An 18,511-nucleotide genomic window follows, 5' to 3' on the forward strand; every position below is an offset into this window, starting at 1 on the left:
ACGCCTTCGCGGTGGCGTCCGGACGGTTGTGATAGCCCGTCATCAGTCCGGGGCCGCGGACCCAGATCTCCCCGTCGGCCCCGTCGGCCCCGTCGGTGACCTCGGCACCGGTGGACGGATCGGTCAGCCGCACCGAGAGCCCCGGCAGCGGAGGCCCGCTGGAGGCGTCGTCACGGGGTCCGTCGAGCCGCTGGACCGCGATCTTCCCGCAGGTCTCCGTGGAGCCGTAGCCGTCGAGCAGGGGAGCGCCGAGCACACGGCCGACCTCCGCCTTCGGCTCGGGGGGACAGGGCGCGCCGCCGGTGACACACAGCCGCAGTGACGCAGACACCGGGGCTGCCGTCTCCCGCGGCGACTCCAGCAGGAGGCGATAGGTGGCGGGCACCCCGGCCAGGATGGTGAACGGCTCGGCGGCCAGCGCCTGGGCGACGCTCGCACCCGGGGCGAGGAGGCGTGCGCTCGCACCGACCGCGATCACTCCCATCAGGCACAGCGAGTGCGCGAAGGCGTGGAACATGGGCAGGGGCCACAGCAGCCGGTCCCCCTCCCGCAGTCCGTGCGCCGGCACATAGGCCGCCGCCACCGACCACAGGGCGGCACGCTGGGTGGAGACCACGCCCTTGCTCTCCCCGGTCGTGCCCGAGGTGTAGAGAATCCACGCCGGATCGTCGAGACCGAGGTCGTCCCGGGGCGCCGCGCCAGGATCCGTCCCGGCCAGGTCCTCGAAGAGGAACACATCGGCGGCCAGGTCCTCGAAAGCGAGCGCGTCGGCGTGCACGTCGCCGGGGCCGACGACGGCCACCCGTAACTCGGGGCGCTTCGCCGCCAGTCGGGCGACCCGGGTGGCGAGCGACTCCTCGGTGATCACCAGGACCGCGCCGCTGTCGTCAAGGAAGTACCCCAGCTCTTCGTCCGACGCACCGGGGTTCAGCAGTACGCCGATGGCCCCGGCCCGCAGCACCCCGAGACAGCTCTCCACGAGCTCCACCCGATTGCCCAGATGGATCGCGACCCGCTCCCCGCGCCGCACCCCGAGCCGCGCCAGATGCCCCGCCAGCCGACCGGTGCGCTCCTCCAACTCCCGGTAGGTGACGGCACGGCGGCCGTCCACGTAGGCGGTCCTGCCTCCCCGCCGAGCCGAGTGTTCCCTCAAAGTGGTGGGCAACGCACGCACCAACTCGCCCTGGAACTCGGCCATTCCCACCCCTACGACTTCGACCGCAGACCACGTGCCGTAACCGTACGTCAGCCGAACGCCCGTTCAGCGGCGCCACAACCCCGCGGCGCGTCGGCCGCCGCTCCACACGAGCCTGCCTCCGATGTTCCGGAGCCGGGGGTTGTCGCTCAGTCCGAGCCCGGACCGGCAATGCGCGCGACACGCGGCTCGGCGAGCCTGGCGTAGTCCGCCCCGGACATGGCCAGCGAGCGATCAAGGCGAGCGGCGTTGAAGTAGAGGCACGGTCGCGCGACGACGTCCGGATCCGCGACGAGTTCGAGTGCGGGGTCGAAGCTGAAGGGCAGAACGGTGCCGGGGACGGCATGGGCCAGTCGCTCCGCGGTGGCCGCGTCGCTGAATCCGACGTAGCGGGCCGCGAACAGCGTGCGGATGGCGTTGAGGTCCACACGCCGGTCCCCGGGGACGACCGCGAGCACGTGGCGAGTGACCCGCCGGTCGATCTTGACCATCAGGACGAGGCACTTCGCGGCTTCGGACACCGGGTGCCCGCGCAGTGCGCTGACCGTCTCGGTGGTGCCTTGCGGTTCGTGGTCGATGAGTTCGTACGCGGTCGCGGTGCTGTCGAGCAGGCTGATCAGACGCCCATAGGTGCCGTTGTCCGGCATGGGGACTCCTCCATATGGGTGGTGCGGTGGGTGCGTTCGATGTGCTGTCCCCAGTACGTCCCGGTGACCATGAGCGCCGCGCCGAGGCCGGTGAGGACGGTGAACCCTTCGCCGCCGAGGCAGACGCCGACCACGACCGCCCAGACCGGTTCGGTGCCCAGCAGCAGACTGGCCCGGCTGGCAGAGCTGTTCTGCACCGCCCAGGTCTGGGCGAGGAAGGCGAACACGCTGCAGAACAGGGCGAGATACACGAGCTGGCCCCAGACCGCGGTATCGACCCGGGTCAGTGTCGGCAGGGCGCTCGCGGCGGGCACGGCGAACAGCGCCGAGCCGACACCCGTCTGGACGGCCGTGAGCTGCAACGGCCGCACAACGCGGCCCTTCGTGAGCCGCCCCACGAGCGCGACATGTGCCGCGCGCACCACCGCGGCGGCGAGCATCAGCAGGTCGCCGATCCCGGGAGTGTGGAAGCCGCTGCCGGACATGAGCAGTGCGACGGCCACCAGACACACACCCGTGGCGGCGAAGAAGCGCGGAGGCAGCCGTCCGTTGTCCGTCGTGCGGTCCAGTAGCGGGGTGAGCACGATGGTGAGGCTGATGATCAGGCCGGCGTTGGCCGCGCTGGTGTGCGCGACACCGTACGTCTCCAGAACCAGGACAGCGGCCTGAGTGACCCCCAGCACCGACCCGACACGCACTTCGTCCCGCGTGCAGCGCTCCTTCCGGCGGCGGGTGGCGACGAGGGCGAGGCAGGCGAGCGCGGAGATCGCGTACCGCGCGAACAGCACCACCAGGACCGGCAGGGCATGGGTGGCCGTCTTCGCGGCCAGGTAGCTGGAACCCCAGACGATGGCGACAAGGAGAAGCACTGCGTCAGTGCGGCGGGTGTGGAACACGCCCCTACGCTGCACTGTTCCCATGCTGAAGCCAAGAACGATGTTCTTCAGTATCTCTGAAGCATCACTACACTGAGCAGGTGAACGAGCGGCAGTTGCAGATCTTGCGGGAGCTCGGCGAGTCGGGAAGCGTCACCGCCACCGCCGAGGCGTTGTTGATGACACCCTCGGCGATCTCCCAACAGCTGCGGCTGCTGCAACGCTCGATCCCCGTCCCCCTCACCGAACGCGACGGCCGGCGGCTGGTACTCACCGATGCCGGGCAAGCCCTGGCCCGGGCCGCGATCGAGGTGGAGACCGCGATGGCCACGGCACGGCACGCGATCGACGACTTCGTCGACCAGCCGGACGCGGGCGTGTCGGTGGCGGCCTTCCACAGCGCGGCCTCCGCGTTCTTCCCGCTCCTGCTGCTCGCCCAGGCAGGACCTGGACGCCCGCGGCTCTCGCTCGCCGACGAGGACGTCGCGCAGGACCACTTCCCCGGACTGACCCGGGACTACGACCTCGTACTCGCCCACCGTCTCGACCAGGCGCCGCCCTGGCCGGCCACGGTCACCGCCGACACGCTGCTGCGTGAGCCGCTGGACGTCGCCCTGCCGGCCGACCACCCCCTGACCGCCAAACGACGTCTGACCCCGCGCGACGTCGCGGACCAGCCCTGGATCACCGTGCACGACGGGTTTCCGCTCATGGCCACCATCGACGCCATCGCGAGCGCCGCGAACCGACGGCTCGACATCGTCCATCGCATCAACGAGTTCGCGGTGGTCGCCGAAGCCGTCGCCGCCGGAGGCGGCCTGGCCCTCATGCCCCGCTGGACCACGCGCCCACACCCCGCACTCGTCCTCAGGCCTCTCAGCGGCGTGCACACCCGACGCCACATCGATGTGCTCCATCGCCCCGAACGCGCCGCACGAAGAGCCGTACGAACGGTGCTCACCGAACTCCACCGGGCAGCGGCGACGATCCAGCGGCGGGACGGCGGCGCGGTTGCGTGAACGCCGTCGTGTGCGTCGAAGCAGGTGACCAGACCGGTCAGGATTCGAGAAGCGCCGCTCGGTGAGCCGCGGCTACCGTGACGGCCACGGACCTCGCGATCCACGCCCCGACACAGGAAGACCTGACGTTACCCTCGGGGCTGGTCGGATCCAGCCAGGCGACGCCGACGGAGTCCGCGAAGGCGGCCCACTCGACAGAGGGAGACACGATGAGCATGGCCCCGAGGACGGACACGCAGTCGCCTGCGCCGCACGTTGCCGACAGTCACGATCTGATCCGCGTGCACGGCGCGCGTGAGAACAATCTCAAGGACGTCAGCATCGAGATCCCGAAGCGCCGGCTGACGGTGTTCACCGGCGTGTCCGGCTCGGGCAAGAGCTCGCTGGTGTTCAACACGATCGCGGCGGAGTCGCAGCGGCTGATCAACGAGACGTACAGCGCCTTCGTGCAGGGCTTCATGCCGACGCTGGCGCGGCCCGAGGTCGACGTCCTCGACGGGCTGACCACCGTGATCACCGTCGACCAGCAGCGGCTGGGCGCCGACCCCCGCTCCACGGTCGGCACCGCCACCGACGCCAACGCGATGCTGCGCATCCTCTTCAGCCGGCTCGGCAAGCCGCACATCGGCTCGCCCAAGGCGTTCTCCTTCAACGTCGCCTCGATCAGCGGAGCCGGCGCGGTCACCATGGAGCGCGGCGGACAGACCGTGAAGGAGCGCCGCAGCTTCAGCATCACCGGCGGCATGTGCCCGCGCTGCGAGGGCCGTGGCTCGGTCTCCGACCTCGACCTCACCCAGCTCTACGACGACTCCAAGTCACTCTCCGAGGGCGCGATCACCGTCCCCGGCTACACGGGCGGCGGCTGGAACTCACGGCTCTACAGCGAGTCGGGCTTCTTCGACCCGGACAAGCCGATCCGCAAGTTCACCAAGAGGGAACTGCACGACTTCCTCCATCGCGAGCCGACCCGGATGAAGATCGCGGGCATCAACATGACGTACGAGGGGCTGGTCCCGCGGATCCAGAAGTCGATGCTCGCCAAGGACCGGGAGGGCATGCAGCCGCACATCCGGGAGTTCGTCGACCGGGCGGTCACCTTCACCACCTGCCCCGAGTGCGACGGCACCCGGCTCAACGAAGGGGCCCGGTCGTCGAAGATCGAGCGGATCAGCATCGCCGACGCCTGCGCGATGCAGATCAGCGACCTGGCCGAGTGGGTCCGCGCTCTCGACGAGCCGTCGGTGGCGCCGCTGCTCACCGCTCTGCAGCAGACCCTCGACTCGTTCGTGGAGATCGGGCTCGGCTATCTCTCGCTCGACCGGCCGGCGGGCACGCTGTCCGGCGGCGAGGCACAGCGCGTCAAGATGATCCGCCACCTCGGCTCCTCGCTCACTGACGTCACCTACGTCTTCGACGAGCCCACCATCGGCCTGCACCCCCATGACATCCAGCGGATGAACGACCTGCTGCTGCGGCTGCGGGACAAGGGCAACACGGTGCTCGTCGTGGAGCACAAGCCGGAGACGATCGCGATCGCCGACCATGTCGTCGACCTCGGCCCCGGCGCCGGTACGGCGGGCGGCACGGTCTGCTTCGAAGGCACCGTCGAGGGGCTGCGGACCGGCGGCACCATCACCGGCCGCCATTTCGACGACCGGGCCGCAGTCAAGGAGACGGTGCGCAAGCCCACCGGCACGCTGGAGATCCGCGGCGCGAGGACGCACAACCTGCGGGGCGTCGACGTCGACATCCCGCTCGGGGTGCTCACCGTCGTCACCGGCGTCGCCGGCTCCGGCAAGAGCTCGCTCGTGCACGGGTCGATCCCGGCCGGGGAGGGTGTGGTGTCGGTCGACCAGGGCGCGATCCGCGGCTCCAGGCGGAGCAACCCGGCGACGTACACCGGCCTGCTCGACCCGATCCGCAAGGCGTTCGCCAAGGCCAACGGCGTGAAGCCGGCCCTGTTCAGCGCCAACTCCGAGGGTGCCTGCCCCACCTGCAACGGCGCCGGCGTCATCTACACCGACCTGGCGATGATGGCCGGTGTCGCCACCACCTGCGAGGAGTGCGAGGGGAAGCGGTTCCAGGCTTCGGTGCTCGACTATCACCTCGGCGGCCGCGACATCAGCGAGGTGCTCGCGATGTCGGTGACCGAGGCCGAGGAGTTCTTCGGCGCCGGCGAGGCGCACACGCCGGCCGCTCATCGCGTCCTCACCCGGCTCTCCGACGTCGGCCTCGGCTACCTGAGCCTCGGCCAGCCGCTCACCACGCTGTCCGGCGGCGAGCGGCAGCGGCTCAAGCTGGCCACCCACATGGCGGACAAGGGCGGCGTCTACGTCCTCGACGAGCCGACCGCCGGTCTCCACCTCGCCGACGTCGAGCAGCTGCTCGGTCTGCTCGACCGGCTCGTCGACGCCGGCAAGTCGGTCATCGTCGTCGAGCACCACCAGGCGGTCATGGCGCACGCCGACTGGATCATCGACCTCGGCCCCGGCGCCGGCCACGACGGCGGCCGACTCGTCTTCGAGGGCACCCCCGCCGACCTCGTCGCAGCCCGCTCCACCCTCACCGGCGAACACCTCGCGACCTACGTCGGCACCTGACGCAGACCCTCGCCCGACCGGTTTCGCTCGACCCCGTATGGGCGGGTGGCCTCCGTGAGTTCGTCCGACGGGGCACTACCGTGGTCGTCGTAAGGCTGTAATCACATGCTGGCCGACCCCTTGGTGACGCGATGTGTTGGAGTGCGACGGCCGACCTGGCCGCCGGTGTCGGGATCGGCGCGGTCGGGGTGGCCTGTGTGGCACGGGTGCGGCGGGTCGGTGATCTGCCGCTGGCCGCGCTGCCGTTGATCCTCGGGGCGCATCAGATCGTGGAGTCCGTGGTCTGGGACTCCGGCGGGGGTACGGGTCCCGCCACCGTCGCCTGGGCCGTCATCGCGCTGCCTCTGCTCGCGGTGTGGGTTCCGGCCGGTGTGATGTGCGCGGCGCCCCCGCACGCCCGGGGCAGGCTGACGGTGCCGCTGGCGATCGGCGTCGCGACCGCCGCCGCACTCGCGTACGCCCTCGTGACCCGTCCCGTGCGGGCGGAGGTCCGCGGCCACACCCTCGGCTACTTCGTGCATCTGAACCATCCTGAACTGCTCGTCGCCGGCTATCTCCTGGCCACCGTCGGCTCCCTCCTGCTCTCCGGTGACCGCGGGCTTCTGCTGCTCGGGGTGCTGATGGGCGCGGGCGCGCTGATCTGCTGGGTGCTGTGGGAGCTGGAGTTCGTGTCGACCTGGTGCGCGTTCGCGGCGGTGGGTTCGGTGGCGCTGTTCGGCTGGGTGCGTCGGCGCCCGGTCGGGCCGGACGCGCGGCGCTGACGGGCCTCCCGGCCGCTCGGGCGCGCCCGCGTGAGTGCGGGGGCGACCTCGACGTCAGCGGCGCACCCGGCCGGGGCACCAGGATCCGCGCCTCGGTGGGGGACTGCTCGAACTCACCTGACACACAAGGTGTTTGACGTGGACGAGGCATCCTCTCCGCACCCGCGCGGACCAGCTTCGGGCGGGCGCGGAGAGGGGTGGCGCCGTAGGGCTAGGAACCGGTCCCGGCGGTCTCGTCGGACACCGTCCACCGTTGGTTGGAGCCGGAGTTCGGCGTCCAGATCGTGACGGCGGATCCGTCGGCGGTGGCCTGGCCGCCCACCTCCAGGAGCCTTCCGGTGGCGGCGTTGACGAGAGTCCAGGTGTCGTCACCGGTCGTCGACATGATCCACTGCGTGGCCGCGTCACGAGGGCCGGTGTCCGCCTCCAGGACCGGGGCACCGTCGCGTACGGCCAGCCGCTTGCCCTCCACCGGGTTGGTGAACACGTACCGCTGCCGGTTGCCGGTCCGGCCGCTGATCTGTCGCAGCCGCCACCGCTGGCCGGTGACCGTGGCCGAGTCCGTCCTCGCCGTCGTGATGACGAGCTTGCCGCCGTCGTCCGCGACGGTGAGCGCCTTGCCGCTCTGGACGCCGGTCAGGGAGTAGGTGTGGCCCTTCTTCAGCAGAGCGGCGTCCTTGGCCACGCCCGACACGCCCTTGACGACGAAGGAGGTCACGGACTGGGCGGGCACGGTGAAGGTGGCCCGGCGGTCGGTGACCGCGACGGGGGTCTGGCGTGCCAACTTGCCGTCGGCACTGGTCACCACGGGAGTCACCGTCGCGCCCCGCGCGATGTGGCCGAACCTGGACAGGTCGATGGTGACCGTACGCGCGCTGGTGGTGCTGTTGACGTGGACGACGGTCGCCCCGTTGCCGTTCTTGGAGACCGCGGCGGCGCTGGACGTGTCGTCGGTCTTGATCAGCCGGTCGCCCGGCTTGATGTAGTGGGTGAAGTTGCGGGCTGTGTCGAACTTCGTGTTCGTGTGGATGGGGCAGGTCGCGAGGGTGTCCGCGGAGGTACAGCTGAACGGGAGTTGGATGCTGCCCCAGTTGCCGCCCTTGGCGGACTCACCGCCCGGCTTCATGTTGTCGTAGTCCTCGACCGGCTGCCAGAACACCCAGGCCTTGGGCTCGAGTTCGCGCAGGTCGTCGACCATCTGCTGGGCCAGGCCCAGGCCCGGCCGCATGTCCGTGAAGCTCTGGCCGTCGCCCCAGTCGCCCTCGACCTCGCTCATCCACAGCGGCTTGTCGGCCGCCTTGGCCAGGTCGCGCACACTGGTACGGCCGCCGGTGCCGTAGGTGTGGACGTTCAGCCGGCCGACGAGGTCCCGCACGTCCTGGGGGTAGGAGTTCCAGTTCTGCGTGAAGATGTTGGGGTTGGTCTCGTCCATCGCGGAGATCTTCGTGCCGGTCTTCGCCTTCCTGAGGGCGGGGGCCAGCGCGCGGATCACCTGCTGCTGGAGCCCGGGGCCGATGTGCGCCCCCTCCTGGCGGCCGCCGACCGGCTGCCCGTCGGCGCCCAGGCGCGTACCCCAGTAGTTCGTGTTCGGCTCGTTGAACGGGTCGAGGGTGTCGACCTTGATGCCGTGCGCCTTCTCCAGTCGCTTGGTCGCTCCTGCCAGATAGGCGGCGAAGTCGTCGACGGAGTCGGCCTTGAGCTGGTCGGCGGAGGAGTTGAAGCCGCCGGAGACATAGCCGCTGGTGGTCATGAACCAGGGCGGCGAGTTGCTGAACGTCTCCCAGTGGGTGATGTCCTTCTTGATCCGGTCCACCCACCAGCGCTGGGTGGCGTCGGCGTTCGGGTTCCAGTCGGCCGCGTCGTCGGCGCTCCACCAGTCGGTGTCCGTACGGGTGGTGCCGGCCGGGGCCTTCCACCAGCCCTCGACCGCGCCGCCGGCCCGGAGGTAGTTCTTGACGTCGGGGGCGTTGCCGCCGCCGATGTTGTAGCGGGCGATGTTGAGGTTGAGGCCGTCGTCGCCGAACAGGAGCTTGGCGAGCTTCTCGCGGATCGGCGCCGGGTAGTCGCCGGTGGCGTTGGCGAACCAGACCAGGCTGGTGCCCCAGCCCTCGAAGCTCTGCTCCTCGTACGAGGGATCCGGCCGGACGGTCACGGACGCGGCCGCTGCCGGCGCGGTCTCCGCGCTCGTCGGCGGGGCCGTGACCAGGGCTGCCCCGGTGGCCAGTGCGGTGCCTGCGATGGTTCCCAGAAGCCGTCTTGTGCGGGTGCGGCGTGCCAACGTGTGCTCCCAACTCGTAGGTGGTCGCTGCGATGGACCGGCGTGCCCCCGGGTGGGGGCACGCCGGCGTCACCCTCGAACGGGGGCCGTGCTCGCTGTCCGAGGGCTGTCAGAGGGCGGGCTGCCGCAGTACGGCGACGTCCCGGGGGGCGAGGACGACGGTGCCGTCGTCGTCCGTCCGGCCGACCAGCAGGTCTCCGGATACTCCGGTCAGCGGCACGGTCTCGTCGGTCCGGTTGACCAGGAACAGATAGCGGCTGTCCGCGCTCCGGCGCACGATCAGCTCGACACTTCCCCGCGCGCCGTCCGGCAGTTCACTGTGCACACCGGCAGGCGCGAGCAGCTTCGGCAGCAGCGCGGTGAGACCGTCCGTGCCGAGCCGGGTGGAGACGTACGCGGCCGAGCCCTCGCCCGTCGGGCGCCGGGTGACGGCGGGGCGGTCGGCGTACGTGCCGTCGCGGTAGTGCGCCAGCACCTCCACCGCCGGGTCGGTGACGCTGATCCGGTCGGTCCACAAGGTGCCCGTGGCGGCGCCGTCCACGCCGTCCAGGTCGACGTCGGCCGTCTCGCCGTCGAGCAGCGGGCCGAACTCCTCGATGCGGATGCCGAGCAGCTCGCGCAGGGCGCCCGGGTAGCCGCCGAGCCAGATGTGGTCGTTCTCGTCGACGACACCGGAGAAGTACGTGGTGATCAGGTGGCCGCCGTTCTCGGCGTACCGGGTGAGCTCCTTGGCGAGCGGGGCCGGCATGACATGCAGCACCGGCGTGATCAGAACCTGGTAGCGGTCGAGTTCGGTCCGCGTGGTGACGACGTCGGCCCGGATGCCGAGGGTGAGGAGCGCGGAGTACCAGTCCAGCGCCTCCTGCCGGTAGCTGAGCTGGGCGGTGGGGTGGGAGTCCTGCTCGCTCGCCCACCACGAGTCCCAGTCGAAGACGATCCCGACCCGGGCCGGCTCACGTTCGCTCCCGGCGACCGGAGCGAGGGTCTTGAGGGTCTGTCCGAGGCCGGCCACCGCGCGGAAGAGCTCGCTGTCTGCTCCGGCGTGCGGCACCATCGCCGAGTGGTACTTCTCGGCGCCCGCCGCCGACTGACGCCACTGGAAGAAGCACACCGCGTCGGCGCCGTGGGCGACGTGCACCAGCGAGTCACGGGCGAGGTCGCCCGGCCGCTTGGCCACGTTGATCGGCTGCCAGTTGACGGCGCTGGTGGAGTGCTCCATGAGGAACCACGGGCGGCCACCGGCGATGCCGCTGACGAGGTTGGCGGAGAAGGACAGCTCGTCGCGGTCCTGCGGGCCGGGCACCACGTAGTGGTCGTTGGAGACGAAGTCGATCTCGGCGGCCCAGTCCGCGTAGTTCATTCCCTTGGTGTTGCCCATCACCATGAAGTTGGTGGTGACCGGAACACCGGGCGTGAGCTCGCGCAGCACGTCCCGCTCCGCGCGCAGATGGTCCTTCAGCACGTCGGAGGAGAAACGCTTGAAGTCCAGCTGCTGGGTGGGGTTCGGGTGGGAGGCGGCCAGCCGGGGCGGCAGGATCTGCTCCCAGTCGCTGTAGCGCTGGGACCAGAACGCCGTGCCCCAGGCGTGGTTGAGGGCGTCGAGCGTCGTGTAGCGGGCGCGCAGCCAGTCGCGGAAGGCGCGGGCGGCGTCGTCGGAGTAGTCGTAGACGTTGTGGCAGCCCAGCTCGTTGGAGACGTGCCAGGCGACCAGCGCGGGATGGTTCGCGTAACGCTCGGCCATCTTGCGCACCAGGCGCAGCGCGTGCTCGCGGAAGACGGGCGAGGTGGGACGCCAGTGCTGGCGCGCCCCGGGCCACAGCGTCTCGCCGGAGGCGGTGACCGGAAGGATCTCCGGGTACGCCGTGCTGAGCCAGGGCGGCGGGGAGGCGGTGGCGGTGGCCAGGTCGACCCCGATGCCCCCCGCGTGCAGCAGGTCCATGACCTCGTCGAGCCAGCCGAAGTCCCACTCGTTCTCGGCGGGCTGGATGCGGGCCCAGGAGAAGATCGCCACGGAGACGATGTTGACGCCCGCCTCCCGCATGAGCCGGATGTCCTCCTCCCACACCTCGCGTGGCCACTGCTCCGGGTTGTAGTCGGCGCCGTAGGCGAGGCGGGGGGTGGGATCACCGTCCGGCCCGTGCCGCAACTGGGACAGGAGGGTGGAGATCATGGTGGTCCTTCCGGTTACTGCACGGGGTGGCGCGAGGTGCGTGGTTGCTTCCGGGAGCCGCCGCTGAGCGCCTGCTGCTCAGCGGCGGCTCCCGAGGGGAATGCCGGTCACTTCGAGACGGTGAAGCCCTGCTCGTTGCCGTACTTGATGGAGGCGTCCTGCCAGCTCTTCAGGCCGTCGGCCAGCTTGGTGCCGGAGATGTAAGCCTTGCCGACGGTGTCGTTGAAGATCGAGTTGGCGTACTGCTGGAAGGGCAGGTACGACCAGTCGCTGGCGACGTTGGCGGCGGACTCGGCGAAGATCTTGTTGGCTTCCTGGCCGCCGAAGTAGTCGAACTTGGTGTTCTGGAACTCGGTGGACTGGAGCTCCGCCTTGGTCGCCGGGAAGGCGCCCTGCTTGATACGGGTCTGCACGCCGTCACCGGAGTTGGCGTACTCGACGAACGCGTAGGCGAGTTCCTTGTTCTTGCCCAGCGCGGGCAGGGCGAGGGAGCTGCCGCCGTTCTCCGCGCTGGCCTTGTCGCCCTTGGCCCACTGCGGCATCGGGGCCGCTCGCCAGTCACCGGAGGCGTTCGGCACGCCGGAGACGAAGTTGGCGGGCATCCAGGCGCCGGTGGTCAGGGTGGCGATGGTGCCGTCGCCCAGGCCCTTGTACCAGTCGTCGGTCCAGCCGTTGATGGGCGAGACGAGCTTCTCGTCGATGAGCTTCTGCCAGGTGTCGGTGTACTTCTTGGCGCCCGCGTCCTCGAAGTTGACCGTCACCTTGGTGCCGTCGACCTTGTAGGGGCGCGAACCGGCCTGCCACAGCATGCTGGTGGTGAAGCCCGCGTCGCCGGCGTCGTTGGCGATGTAGACCTTGGGGTCGGCCTTGTGCAGCTTGCGGGCCGCGTCGACGTACTCGTCCCAGGTGGTCGGGACCGCGATCTTGTACTTGTCGAAGACCTTCTTGTTGTAGAACATCGCCATGGGGCCGGAGTCCATGGGCAGGCCGTAGACCTTGTCACCCTCACTCACGGCGTTCCACGGCCCCGGGGTGTACTTGGCGGCGAGCTTGTCGGCGCCGTAGGGGGCCAGGTCGCTGAGGCCCTTGGTGAGGGAGTACTGGCTCAGCGCGAAGTACTCGACCTGTGCGACGTCGGGGACGCCCTTCCCGGCCGAGATGGCGTTCGACAGGGCGGTGTAGTGCTTGTCGCCGGACCGCTCGCTGACGAGGTTGATCTTGACCTTGGGGTACTTCTTCTGGAAGTCGGCGGCGACCGTCTTCAGCGTGGGCTCCCAGGCCCAGACGTTGACCGTGCCGCCCTTCTTGAGGGCCGCCTGGATGTCCGCGGCGGAGACCGCCTTCTGGCCGGAGCCGCCGTCGTCGGAGCCGCCGCAGGCGGTCGCCCCCAGGGCGAGGACGGACAGGAGAGCGAAGCCGCGCAGCAGGCGGCCGGTGGTTCTGCGCATGGAGGTGCTTCCACTTCTTCGTGGGCGGGACTTCTTCATGGGTGGGACCGAGTGAGGGTGAAAGAGGTGAGGCTGCGGGGGGTGGGGGCCTGAGGGCGGGCTATTCCTTGACGCTTCCGGCGGCGAGCCCGGACTGCCAGTACTTCTGCAGCAGCAGGAACGCGGCGATCAGCGGCACGATGGTGAGCAGCGAACCGGTGATCACCAGGTTGAAGATCACGTCGCCGCCGATCGTCTGGGCCTGGGAGTTCCAGGCGTCCAGGCCCAGGGTCAGGGGGTACCAGTTCGGGTCCTTGAGCATGATCAGCGGCAGGAAGTAGTTGTTCCAGGTCGCGACTGTGGTGAACAGCAGGACGGTCACGGTGCCAGGAGCGAGCAGCGGCATGGCGACCTGGAAGAAGGTGCGGATCTCGCCCGCTCCGTCGATGCGGGCGGCCTCCATCAGTTCGGTGGGGATGGCCTCGGTGGCGAAGACCCACATCAGATACAGGCCGAAGGGCGAGACGAGCGAGGGGATGATTACCGCCCACGGTGTGTCCGTCAGCCCCATCTTGCTGAACATCAGGAAGGTGGGCACCGCCAGGGCGGTGCCGGGGACGGCGACGGCACCGATGACCACGGCGAAGACGGCGCGCTTCCCGGGGAAGCTGAACTTCGCCAGCGCGTAGCCGCCCAGGATCGCCAGGAGGGTCGCACCGCCGGCGCCGAGCACGACGTACAGCAGGGTGTTCAGCAGCCAGCGGACGAAGATGCCGTCGTGGTACGTGAACGTGTCGTGGATGTTTTCCCAGAGGGCGAACTTGTGGCTGAACCACAGGCCGGACGAGTCGGCGAGCCCTTCCTGGGTCTTGGTGGCGCTGATGACCAGCCACACCAGGGGCACCACGGTGTAGAGCATGATCAGGCCGGTGAGCACGGTCAGCAGAACGCTGCGCTTGGGGCGCCCTGGGGTGTGCTTGCGCCGCGTGCGCAGTCGGGGCGTGTGCGTGGAACCGCCGGACTGAGCGGAGGGGGGCTGGGAGGCGGTGGTGACGGGGCTGCTCGTGCTGCTCATCGGGTCACGCTCCCTTGCGCATGCCGCGAAGCTGCACGACATAGGCGATGACCATGGTGATCAGCCCCATGATGATGGCGACCGCCGCGGAGTAGTTGTGCTGCTGTCCGTTGAAGGACAGTGAGTACGTGTAGTAGTTCGGGGTGTAGTCCGTTGTGATGGCGTTGCGCGCCAGCGGCCGCAGGATGCTCGGCTCGTTGAAGAGCTGGAAGCTGCCGATGATCGAGAAGATCGTCGCGATGACCAGGGCGCCGCGGATGGCGGGGAGTTTGATGGCCGAGATGATGCGGACCTGCCCGGCGCCGTCGATCTCCGCGGCCTCGTACAGCGAGTTCGGGATGACCCGCAGCGCGGAGTAGAAGATCAGCATGTTGTAGCCCACGAACTCCCAGGTGACGATGTTGCCGATCGACGCCAGGACCAGGTTCGCGGAGAGCGGGTCGGGCAGGGTGACGTCGAAGGCGCTGTTGATGTCACCCACCAGACCGAACCGGGTGCCGTACATGAAGCCCCACATCAAGGTGGCGACCACGGCGGGCACCGCGTACGGCAGGAAGATCGAGATCCGGAAGAAGTTCCTGCCGTACAGACGGCCGCTGTCCAGTGCGAGTGCGACGAGCAGGGCGATCCCCAGCATGATCGGCACCTGGATCAGCAGGAACAGTGAGACCCGCTCCAAGGAGGACCAGAACTGGTCGTCCTGGAGAGCCTGCTTGTAGTTGTCCAGGCCGACGAAGGACGTTCCCCCGATGAGCTTGTCCCGGAAGAGGCTGAGGTAGATCGAATAGGCGATCGGAGCCAGGAAGACGAAGGCGAAGACCACCGCGAAGGGGCCGATGAACCCCCATCCTGTCCAGGAGCGGCGGTCCCTTGTCGGAGGCCGGTCCGGGCGCCTTGCCACGCCCGCAGGGGGTTGAAGCGTCGTCATGTAGTTCCTCGCTCGTCCATCTCGGAACCGGCGTCTCACGCCGTCGCGATGTTTACGTAAACATGCCGTCCCCCTCGGCGTCGAGGGCTGTTATGTTTACGTAAACATCTGATGGCGGCATGTCTACACTGCGCCAATGTCGGTGGTCAAGGGTCGTCTGACGAAACGGCGACCCGGGCAACAAAGGAGACGGGTGGACACTGCGGACAGCGCCTCGACGGGAATGGAACGGTCCCGCGGGCGCAAGGGAAAACGGGCGGTGGGTCGCACACAGACCGCGTCCATGGCGGATGTCGCACGCCTGGCCGGGGTCTCCTCGCAGACGGTCTCCCGCGTGTCCAACGGTTACGCGGGTGTGAACGAGGAGACCCGTGAACAGGTGCTGGCGGCGATGAAGGAACTGGGCTACCGGCCCAACAGCGCCGCCCGGGCCCTCAAGCGCGGTGAGTTCCGCACCATCGGCGTCATCACCTTCAACCTCTCCACCACGGGCAACATGCGCACCCTGGAGGCGATCGCCACCTCCGCGGCGCAGGAGGGCTACGCCGTCACGCTGCTGCCGGTCGCCGTGCCCACCCAGGACGAGGTGCGCGGCGCCTTCTCCCGGCTCGGGGAACTCGCCGTCGACGCCGTCATCGCCATCATGGAGGTGCATCTGCTCGACGCGGCGACCATCTCGCTGCCCCCGCACGTGCAGGTGGTCGTCGCCGACTCGGATGCGGGCGACCGCTACGCGGTGGTCGACACCGACCAGGCCGGGGGAGCGCGGGCCGCCGTGCGCCACCTTCTGGACCTCGGCCACAGTACGGTCTGGCATCTGGCCGGGCCCGAGGAGTCCTTCGCGGCACAGCGCCGCACCGACGCCTGGCACGCGGCCCTGACCGAGGCGGGCCGCGTCCCGCCGCCCCTGGTACGCGGCGACTGGTCGGCGGAGTCCGGCTACCGCGCGGGCCTGCGGCTCGCCGACGAGCGCGACTGTACGGCGGTGTTCGCCGCCAATGACCAGATGGCACTGGGCCTCCTGCGGGCGCTGCATGAACGCGGCCGGAAGATCCCCGACGACGTCAGCGTCATCGGCTTCGACGACATCCCCGAGGCCGGTTCCTTCCTGCCGCCGCTGACCACGGTCCACCAGGACTTCGCCGAGGTGGGACGCCTGTGCGTCGAGGGTGTCCTGCGGCGGATGCGCCATGGCGGGCCGGAACACGGCACCACGCTCGTCCCCACGAAGCTGGTGGTGCGGGGGAGTACGGCTCCGCCGTCCGGGGATGCGTGAGGTTCCCTGCCGGGTCGTGGGGGCGGTTGACGGTGCCGATCGGCGCTCGAACCGTCTGCCGGTGGGCAAAGGCCGCATGGAATGATCGCGATCGCCTTCATGACAGCCGTGCCGAGAGCCGAGCGAGACCGAGTGACACCGAGTGGCGGGTTTCAGTGACCGCTTCGGCCTCGCCCAGGTCGCCCTCGCGCCGACCTGGGCGAGGAGGGCGAGGCCGCCTTGGGCTGATCACGGATTTTCGATGGCGCCTCCGGGCGGCCTCCGGCTACCGCGGTGCGATGGCTTTGAGCCAGTCCTCGACGGCGACGACATCCGCCCACTGCGGGAACAGCTTTTCGGTGAGGATCCGGTGCACCTCGGGGTCGGTGTCGAGGCAGGCATCCCCCAGGACGGTGAGGTCGAAGTCCAGATCGATGGCGTGGCACAGAGTGGACAGCACCACACCGCTGGTGGCGATGCCGCTGAGAACAAGGCTGTCGATGTCACGAGCCCTGAGTACCAGGTCGAAGTCGCTGCCCGAGAACGCGCTCCCTCGCCTCTTGGTGACCACGACGTCGCCCCGCTGGGGCGCGATGTCGTGGTGGATCTCGGTGCCGGGGTCGCCCTCGGTGAACAGGCCGGCCCGCACTGCGGCGGTGAGCACCCTGTTGCGGGGGCTGACCTCCGGATTGCCCGGCCGTAACCCGATGACCACGTAGATCACGGGGATGCCCGCCGCGCGGGCCCCGTCGATCGCCCTGCGCAGGCGCGGCAGATATCCGGAGCCGTCGTCGGCGATGCCCACGATGTCCCGTTGGACGTCCATCACGAGGAGCGCGCTGTTCGCCATACCTGCCGTCCCTTCGGCGCGGGAAACAACAGCAAGTCTGGGGGATCGACCGAGCCGCGGTGGGGAATTGCGGAGATCCTCATCGGGTGCGGTGCACGGTCAGGCGGGGTCGACGCCGTCGATCTCGACCAGAAGATGGCGGGGGCCGCGCAGACTGGGGCTCGCGCGGTAGGGCGGTGGGTCGGCGACGAGGCGGGGGTTCTTCAGCCGGTGTGCCAGCTGGGTGAGAGCGATCTGTGTCTCGGGGCGGGCCAACGGGGCACCGAAGCAGTAGTGGACGCCGCCGCCGAAGCCGAGGTGCTCGTTGTGATCGCGATCGGGATCGAAGCGGTCGGGGTCCGGGACGAAGTCGGGGTCGCGGCTGCCGGAGGCGAGTACGAGGGCGACCGGTGAGCCCCTGGGGATGGTGGTGCCGGCGATCTCGATGTCGTCGAGGGTGTTCCGGCCGCTGGACAGAAACTGCACCGGTGGTTCGTAACGCAGGAGCTCCTCGACCACCCGGGCGGCCAGATCGGGTTCGTCGCCGAGACGCAGCCGGTCGAGTACCTCGGGGTGGCGCAGGAGCGTGAGCATGCCGTTGGTGACGAGGTTGACGGTCGTCTCGTGGCCGGCGACGAGCAGCAGGGCCGCGTTGCTCAGTATCTCCTCGTGTGACATCGGCGCCTCGTCGCTGTCACCGCTGAGGAGTCCGGAGAGCAGGTCGTCGCCCCGTCGGCCATGCCGGGCGTCCAGGAGCTGGGCGAAGTACTGGCCGAGGTCGGCGACGGCCTTCGCGCGTCGGCGCTGCCGCTCCGCGAGCCCGCCGGTGGTCGGGTCGGCGGTTTCGATGACCGCGCCGGACATCACCTGGAATCGCGGTTCGTCCTCGCGGGGTACGCCCAGCAGCTCGCAGATCACCGCGACCGGGAACGGATAGGCGAAGTCGTCGACGATGTCGACCCGGACCGTGCCGGACCCGTCCGTGCCGGACCCGTCCTTGGCTGTGAAGTCGTCGATCAGGCTCGTCACGATCCTGAGCAGGTCGGGCATCATGCCGTCGATACGTCCCGGGCGGTGGGGTGGGCCGAAGTCCCGCGTCAGCAGGCGCCGGATGCGGTCGTGCTCGGGCGGGTCGATCCGGATGAAGTTGGGCGGCAGCCCGGGAAAACCCTCTTCGTCCGCGTGCGCCGCGGCATCGGCGCCGACCTCGGGGAGGTTGCGCGCATCCGAGCTGAGCCGTGGGTCGTGGAGCAGGGAGACGATCTCCCGGTAGGTGCTCACGACGTAGGTCCCGTCCTCCACCCGTACCACGGGCGTCTTGCGCAGCTCGGTGTAGAGCGGGTAAGGGTCGGCGCGGTGGGAGGGATCGAGGATCTGCTGCCAGGTGCTGGTCCGGGTCATGGAGGGCATCTCCCGCAACTCGGGGATCAGAGACGTGCGGTGGGCTGGGCG

At 69.6% G+C, this 18,511-nt stretch carries 13 protein-coding genes and 1 pseudogene; 4 read left to right on the plus strand and 10 right to left on the minus strand.

Annotation, left to right across the window (positions count from 1 at the left end):
- Positions 1-88: 88 nt before the first annotated feature.
- The 3 genes and pseudogenes from ACIQTP_RS36550 to ACIQTP_RS36560 form a co-directional block, all read right to left on the minus strand.
- Positions 89-1,198, minus strand: a pseudogene (locus ACIQTP_RS36550) (long-chain fatty acid--CoA ligase); the annotation flags it as partial.
- A 146-nt stretch (positions 1,199-1,344) separates the two neighbouring features.
- Positions 1,345-1,842: a YbaK/EbsC family protein gene (locus tag ACIQTP_RS36555; RefSeq protein WP_403408085.1), complete on the minus strand. Its 498-nt coding sequence runs from the start codon at positions 1,840-1,842 to the stop codon at positions 1,345-1,347.
- Positions 1,812-2,762, minus strand: a complete 951-nt coding sequence (locus ACIQTP_RS36560; protein ID WP_403408087.1) for a DMT family transporter — start codon at positions 2,760-2,762, stop codon at positions 1,812-1,814. Before ACIQTP_RS36560 ends, ACIQTP_RS36555 begins: the two co-directional genes overlap by 31 nt.
- A gap of 56 nt (positions 2,763-2,818) precedes the next feature.
- On the opposite strand from ACIQTP_RS36560, the gene ACIQTP_RS36565 reads away from it, so the two are divergent.
- The 3 genes from ACIQTP_RS36565 to ACIQTP_RS36575 all read left to right on the plus strand — a co-directional run bounded on the left by ACIQTP_RS36565 (position 2,819) and on the right by ACIQTP_RS36575 (position 7,097).
- A complete protein-coding gene (locus tag ACIQTP_RS36565; protein WP_403408089.1) occupies positions 2,819-3,736 on the plus strand; it encodes a LysR family transcriptional regulator in 918 nt (305 codons plus the stop codon).
- Between the two features lie 209 nt (positions 3,737-3,945).
- Positions 3,946-6,336 (plus strand): ATP-binding cassette domain-containing protein, encoded by a 2,391-nt coding sequence (locus tag ACIQTP_RS36570; protein WP_403408091.1) that lies wholly within the window; start codon positions 3,946-3,948, stop codon positions 6,334-6,336.
- Positions 6,337-6,467: 131 nt separating this feature from the next.
- On the plus strand, positions 6,468-7,097 hold the full coding sequence (locus ACIQTP_RS36575) for a DUF6629 family protein (protein ID WP_403408093.1): 630 nt from the start codon (positions 6,468-6,470) through the stop codon (positions 7,095-7,097).
- Positions 7,098-7,308: 211 nt separating this feature from the next.
- On the opposite strand, the gene ACIQTP_RS36580 is transcribed toward ACIQTP_RS36575, so the two are convergent.
- The 5 genes from ACIQTP_RS36580 to ACIQTP_RS36600 form a co-directional block, all read right to left on the minus strand.
- On the minus strand, positions 7,309-9,375 hold the full coding sequence (locus tag ACIQTP_RS36580; protein ID WP_403408095.1) for an RICIN domain-containing protein: 2,067 nt from the start codon (positions 9,373-9,375) through the stop codon (positions 7,309-7,311).
- A 109-nt stretch (positions 9,376-9,484) separates the two neighbouring features.
- Positions 9,485-11,545 carry a beta-galactosidase gene (locus tag ACIQTP_RS36585; protein WP_403408097.1) on the minus strand — a complete coding sequence of 687 codons (2,061 nt, stop codon included), beginning with the start codon at positions 11,543-11,545 and terminating at the stop codon, positions 9,485-9,487.
- Positions 11,546-11,652: 107 nt separating this feature from the next.
- Positions 11,653-12,993, minus strand: coding sequence for an ABC transporter substrate-binding protein (locus ACIQTP_RS36590; protein WP_403408099.1), 1,341 nt, complete (start codon positions 12,991-12,993; stop codon positions 11,653-11,655).
- 100 nt (positions 12,994-13,093) lie between these two features.
- Positions 13,094-14,047, minus strand: a complete 954-nt coding sequence (locus tag ACIQTP_RS36595) for a carbohydrate ABC transporter permease (RefSeq protein WP_403408101.1) — start codon at positions 14,045-14,047, stop codon at positions 13,094-13,096.
- 4 nt (positions 14,048-14,051) lie between these two features.
- Positions 14,052-14,975 carry a carbohydrate ABC transporter permease gene (locus ACIQTP_RS36600; protein WP_403408103.1) on the minus strand — a complete coding sequence of 308 codons (924 nt, stop codon included), beginning with the start codon at positions 14,973-14,975 and terminating at the stop codon, positions 14,052-14,054.
- A 283-nt stretch (positions 14,976-15,258) separates the two neighbouring features.
- Here ACIQTP_RS36600 and ACIQTP_RS36605 point away from each other — a divergent pair, with 283 nt between their 5' ends.
- Complete coding sequence (locus tag ACIQTP_RS36605; RefSeq protein ID WP_168501554.1) at positions 15,259-16,251, plus strand: LacI family DNA-binding transcriptional regulator; 993 nt, start codon at positions 15,259-15,261, stop codon at positions 16,249-16,251.
- A gap of 265 nt (positions 16,252-16,516) precedes the next feature.
- On the opposite strand, the gene ACIQTP_RS36610 is transcribed toward ACIQTP_RS36605, so the two are convergent.
- Together ACIQTP_RS36610 and ACIQTP_RS36615 are read right to left on the minus strand one after the other, a co-directional pair.
- Positions 16,517-17,080 (minus strand): cysteine hydrolase family protein, encoded by a 564-nt coding sequence (locus ACIQTP_RS36610; RefSeq protein ID WP_402032488.1) that lies wholly within the window; start codon positions 17,078-17,080, stop codon positions 16,517-16,519.
- Positions 17,081-17,179: 99 nt separating this feature from the next.
- Complete coding sequence (locus tag ACIQTP_RS36615; protein WP_403408106.1) at positions 17,180-18,460, minus strand: cytochrome P450; 1,281 nt, start codon at positions 18,458-18,460, stop codon at positions 17,180-17,182.
- Between the last annotated feature and the right edge of the window lie 51 nt (positions 18,461-18,511).

Origin of the sequence: Streptomyces sp. NPDC090798 (assembly GCF_044768965.1) — a bacterium.
Classification (GTDB): domain Bacteria; phylum Actinomycetota; class Actinomycetes; order Streptomycetales; family Streptomycetaceae; genus Streptomyces.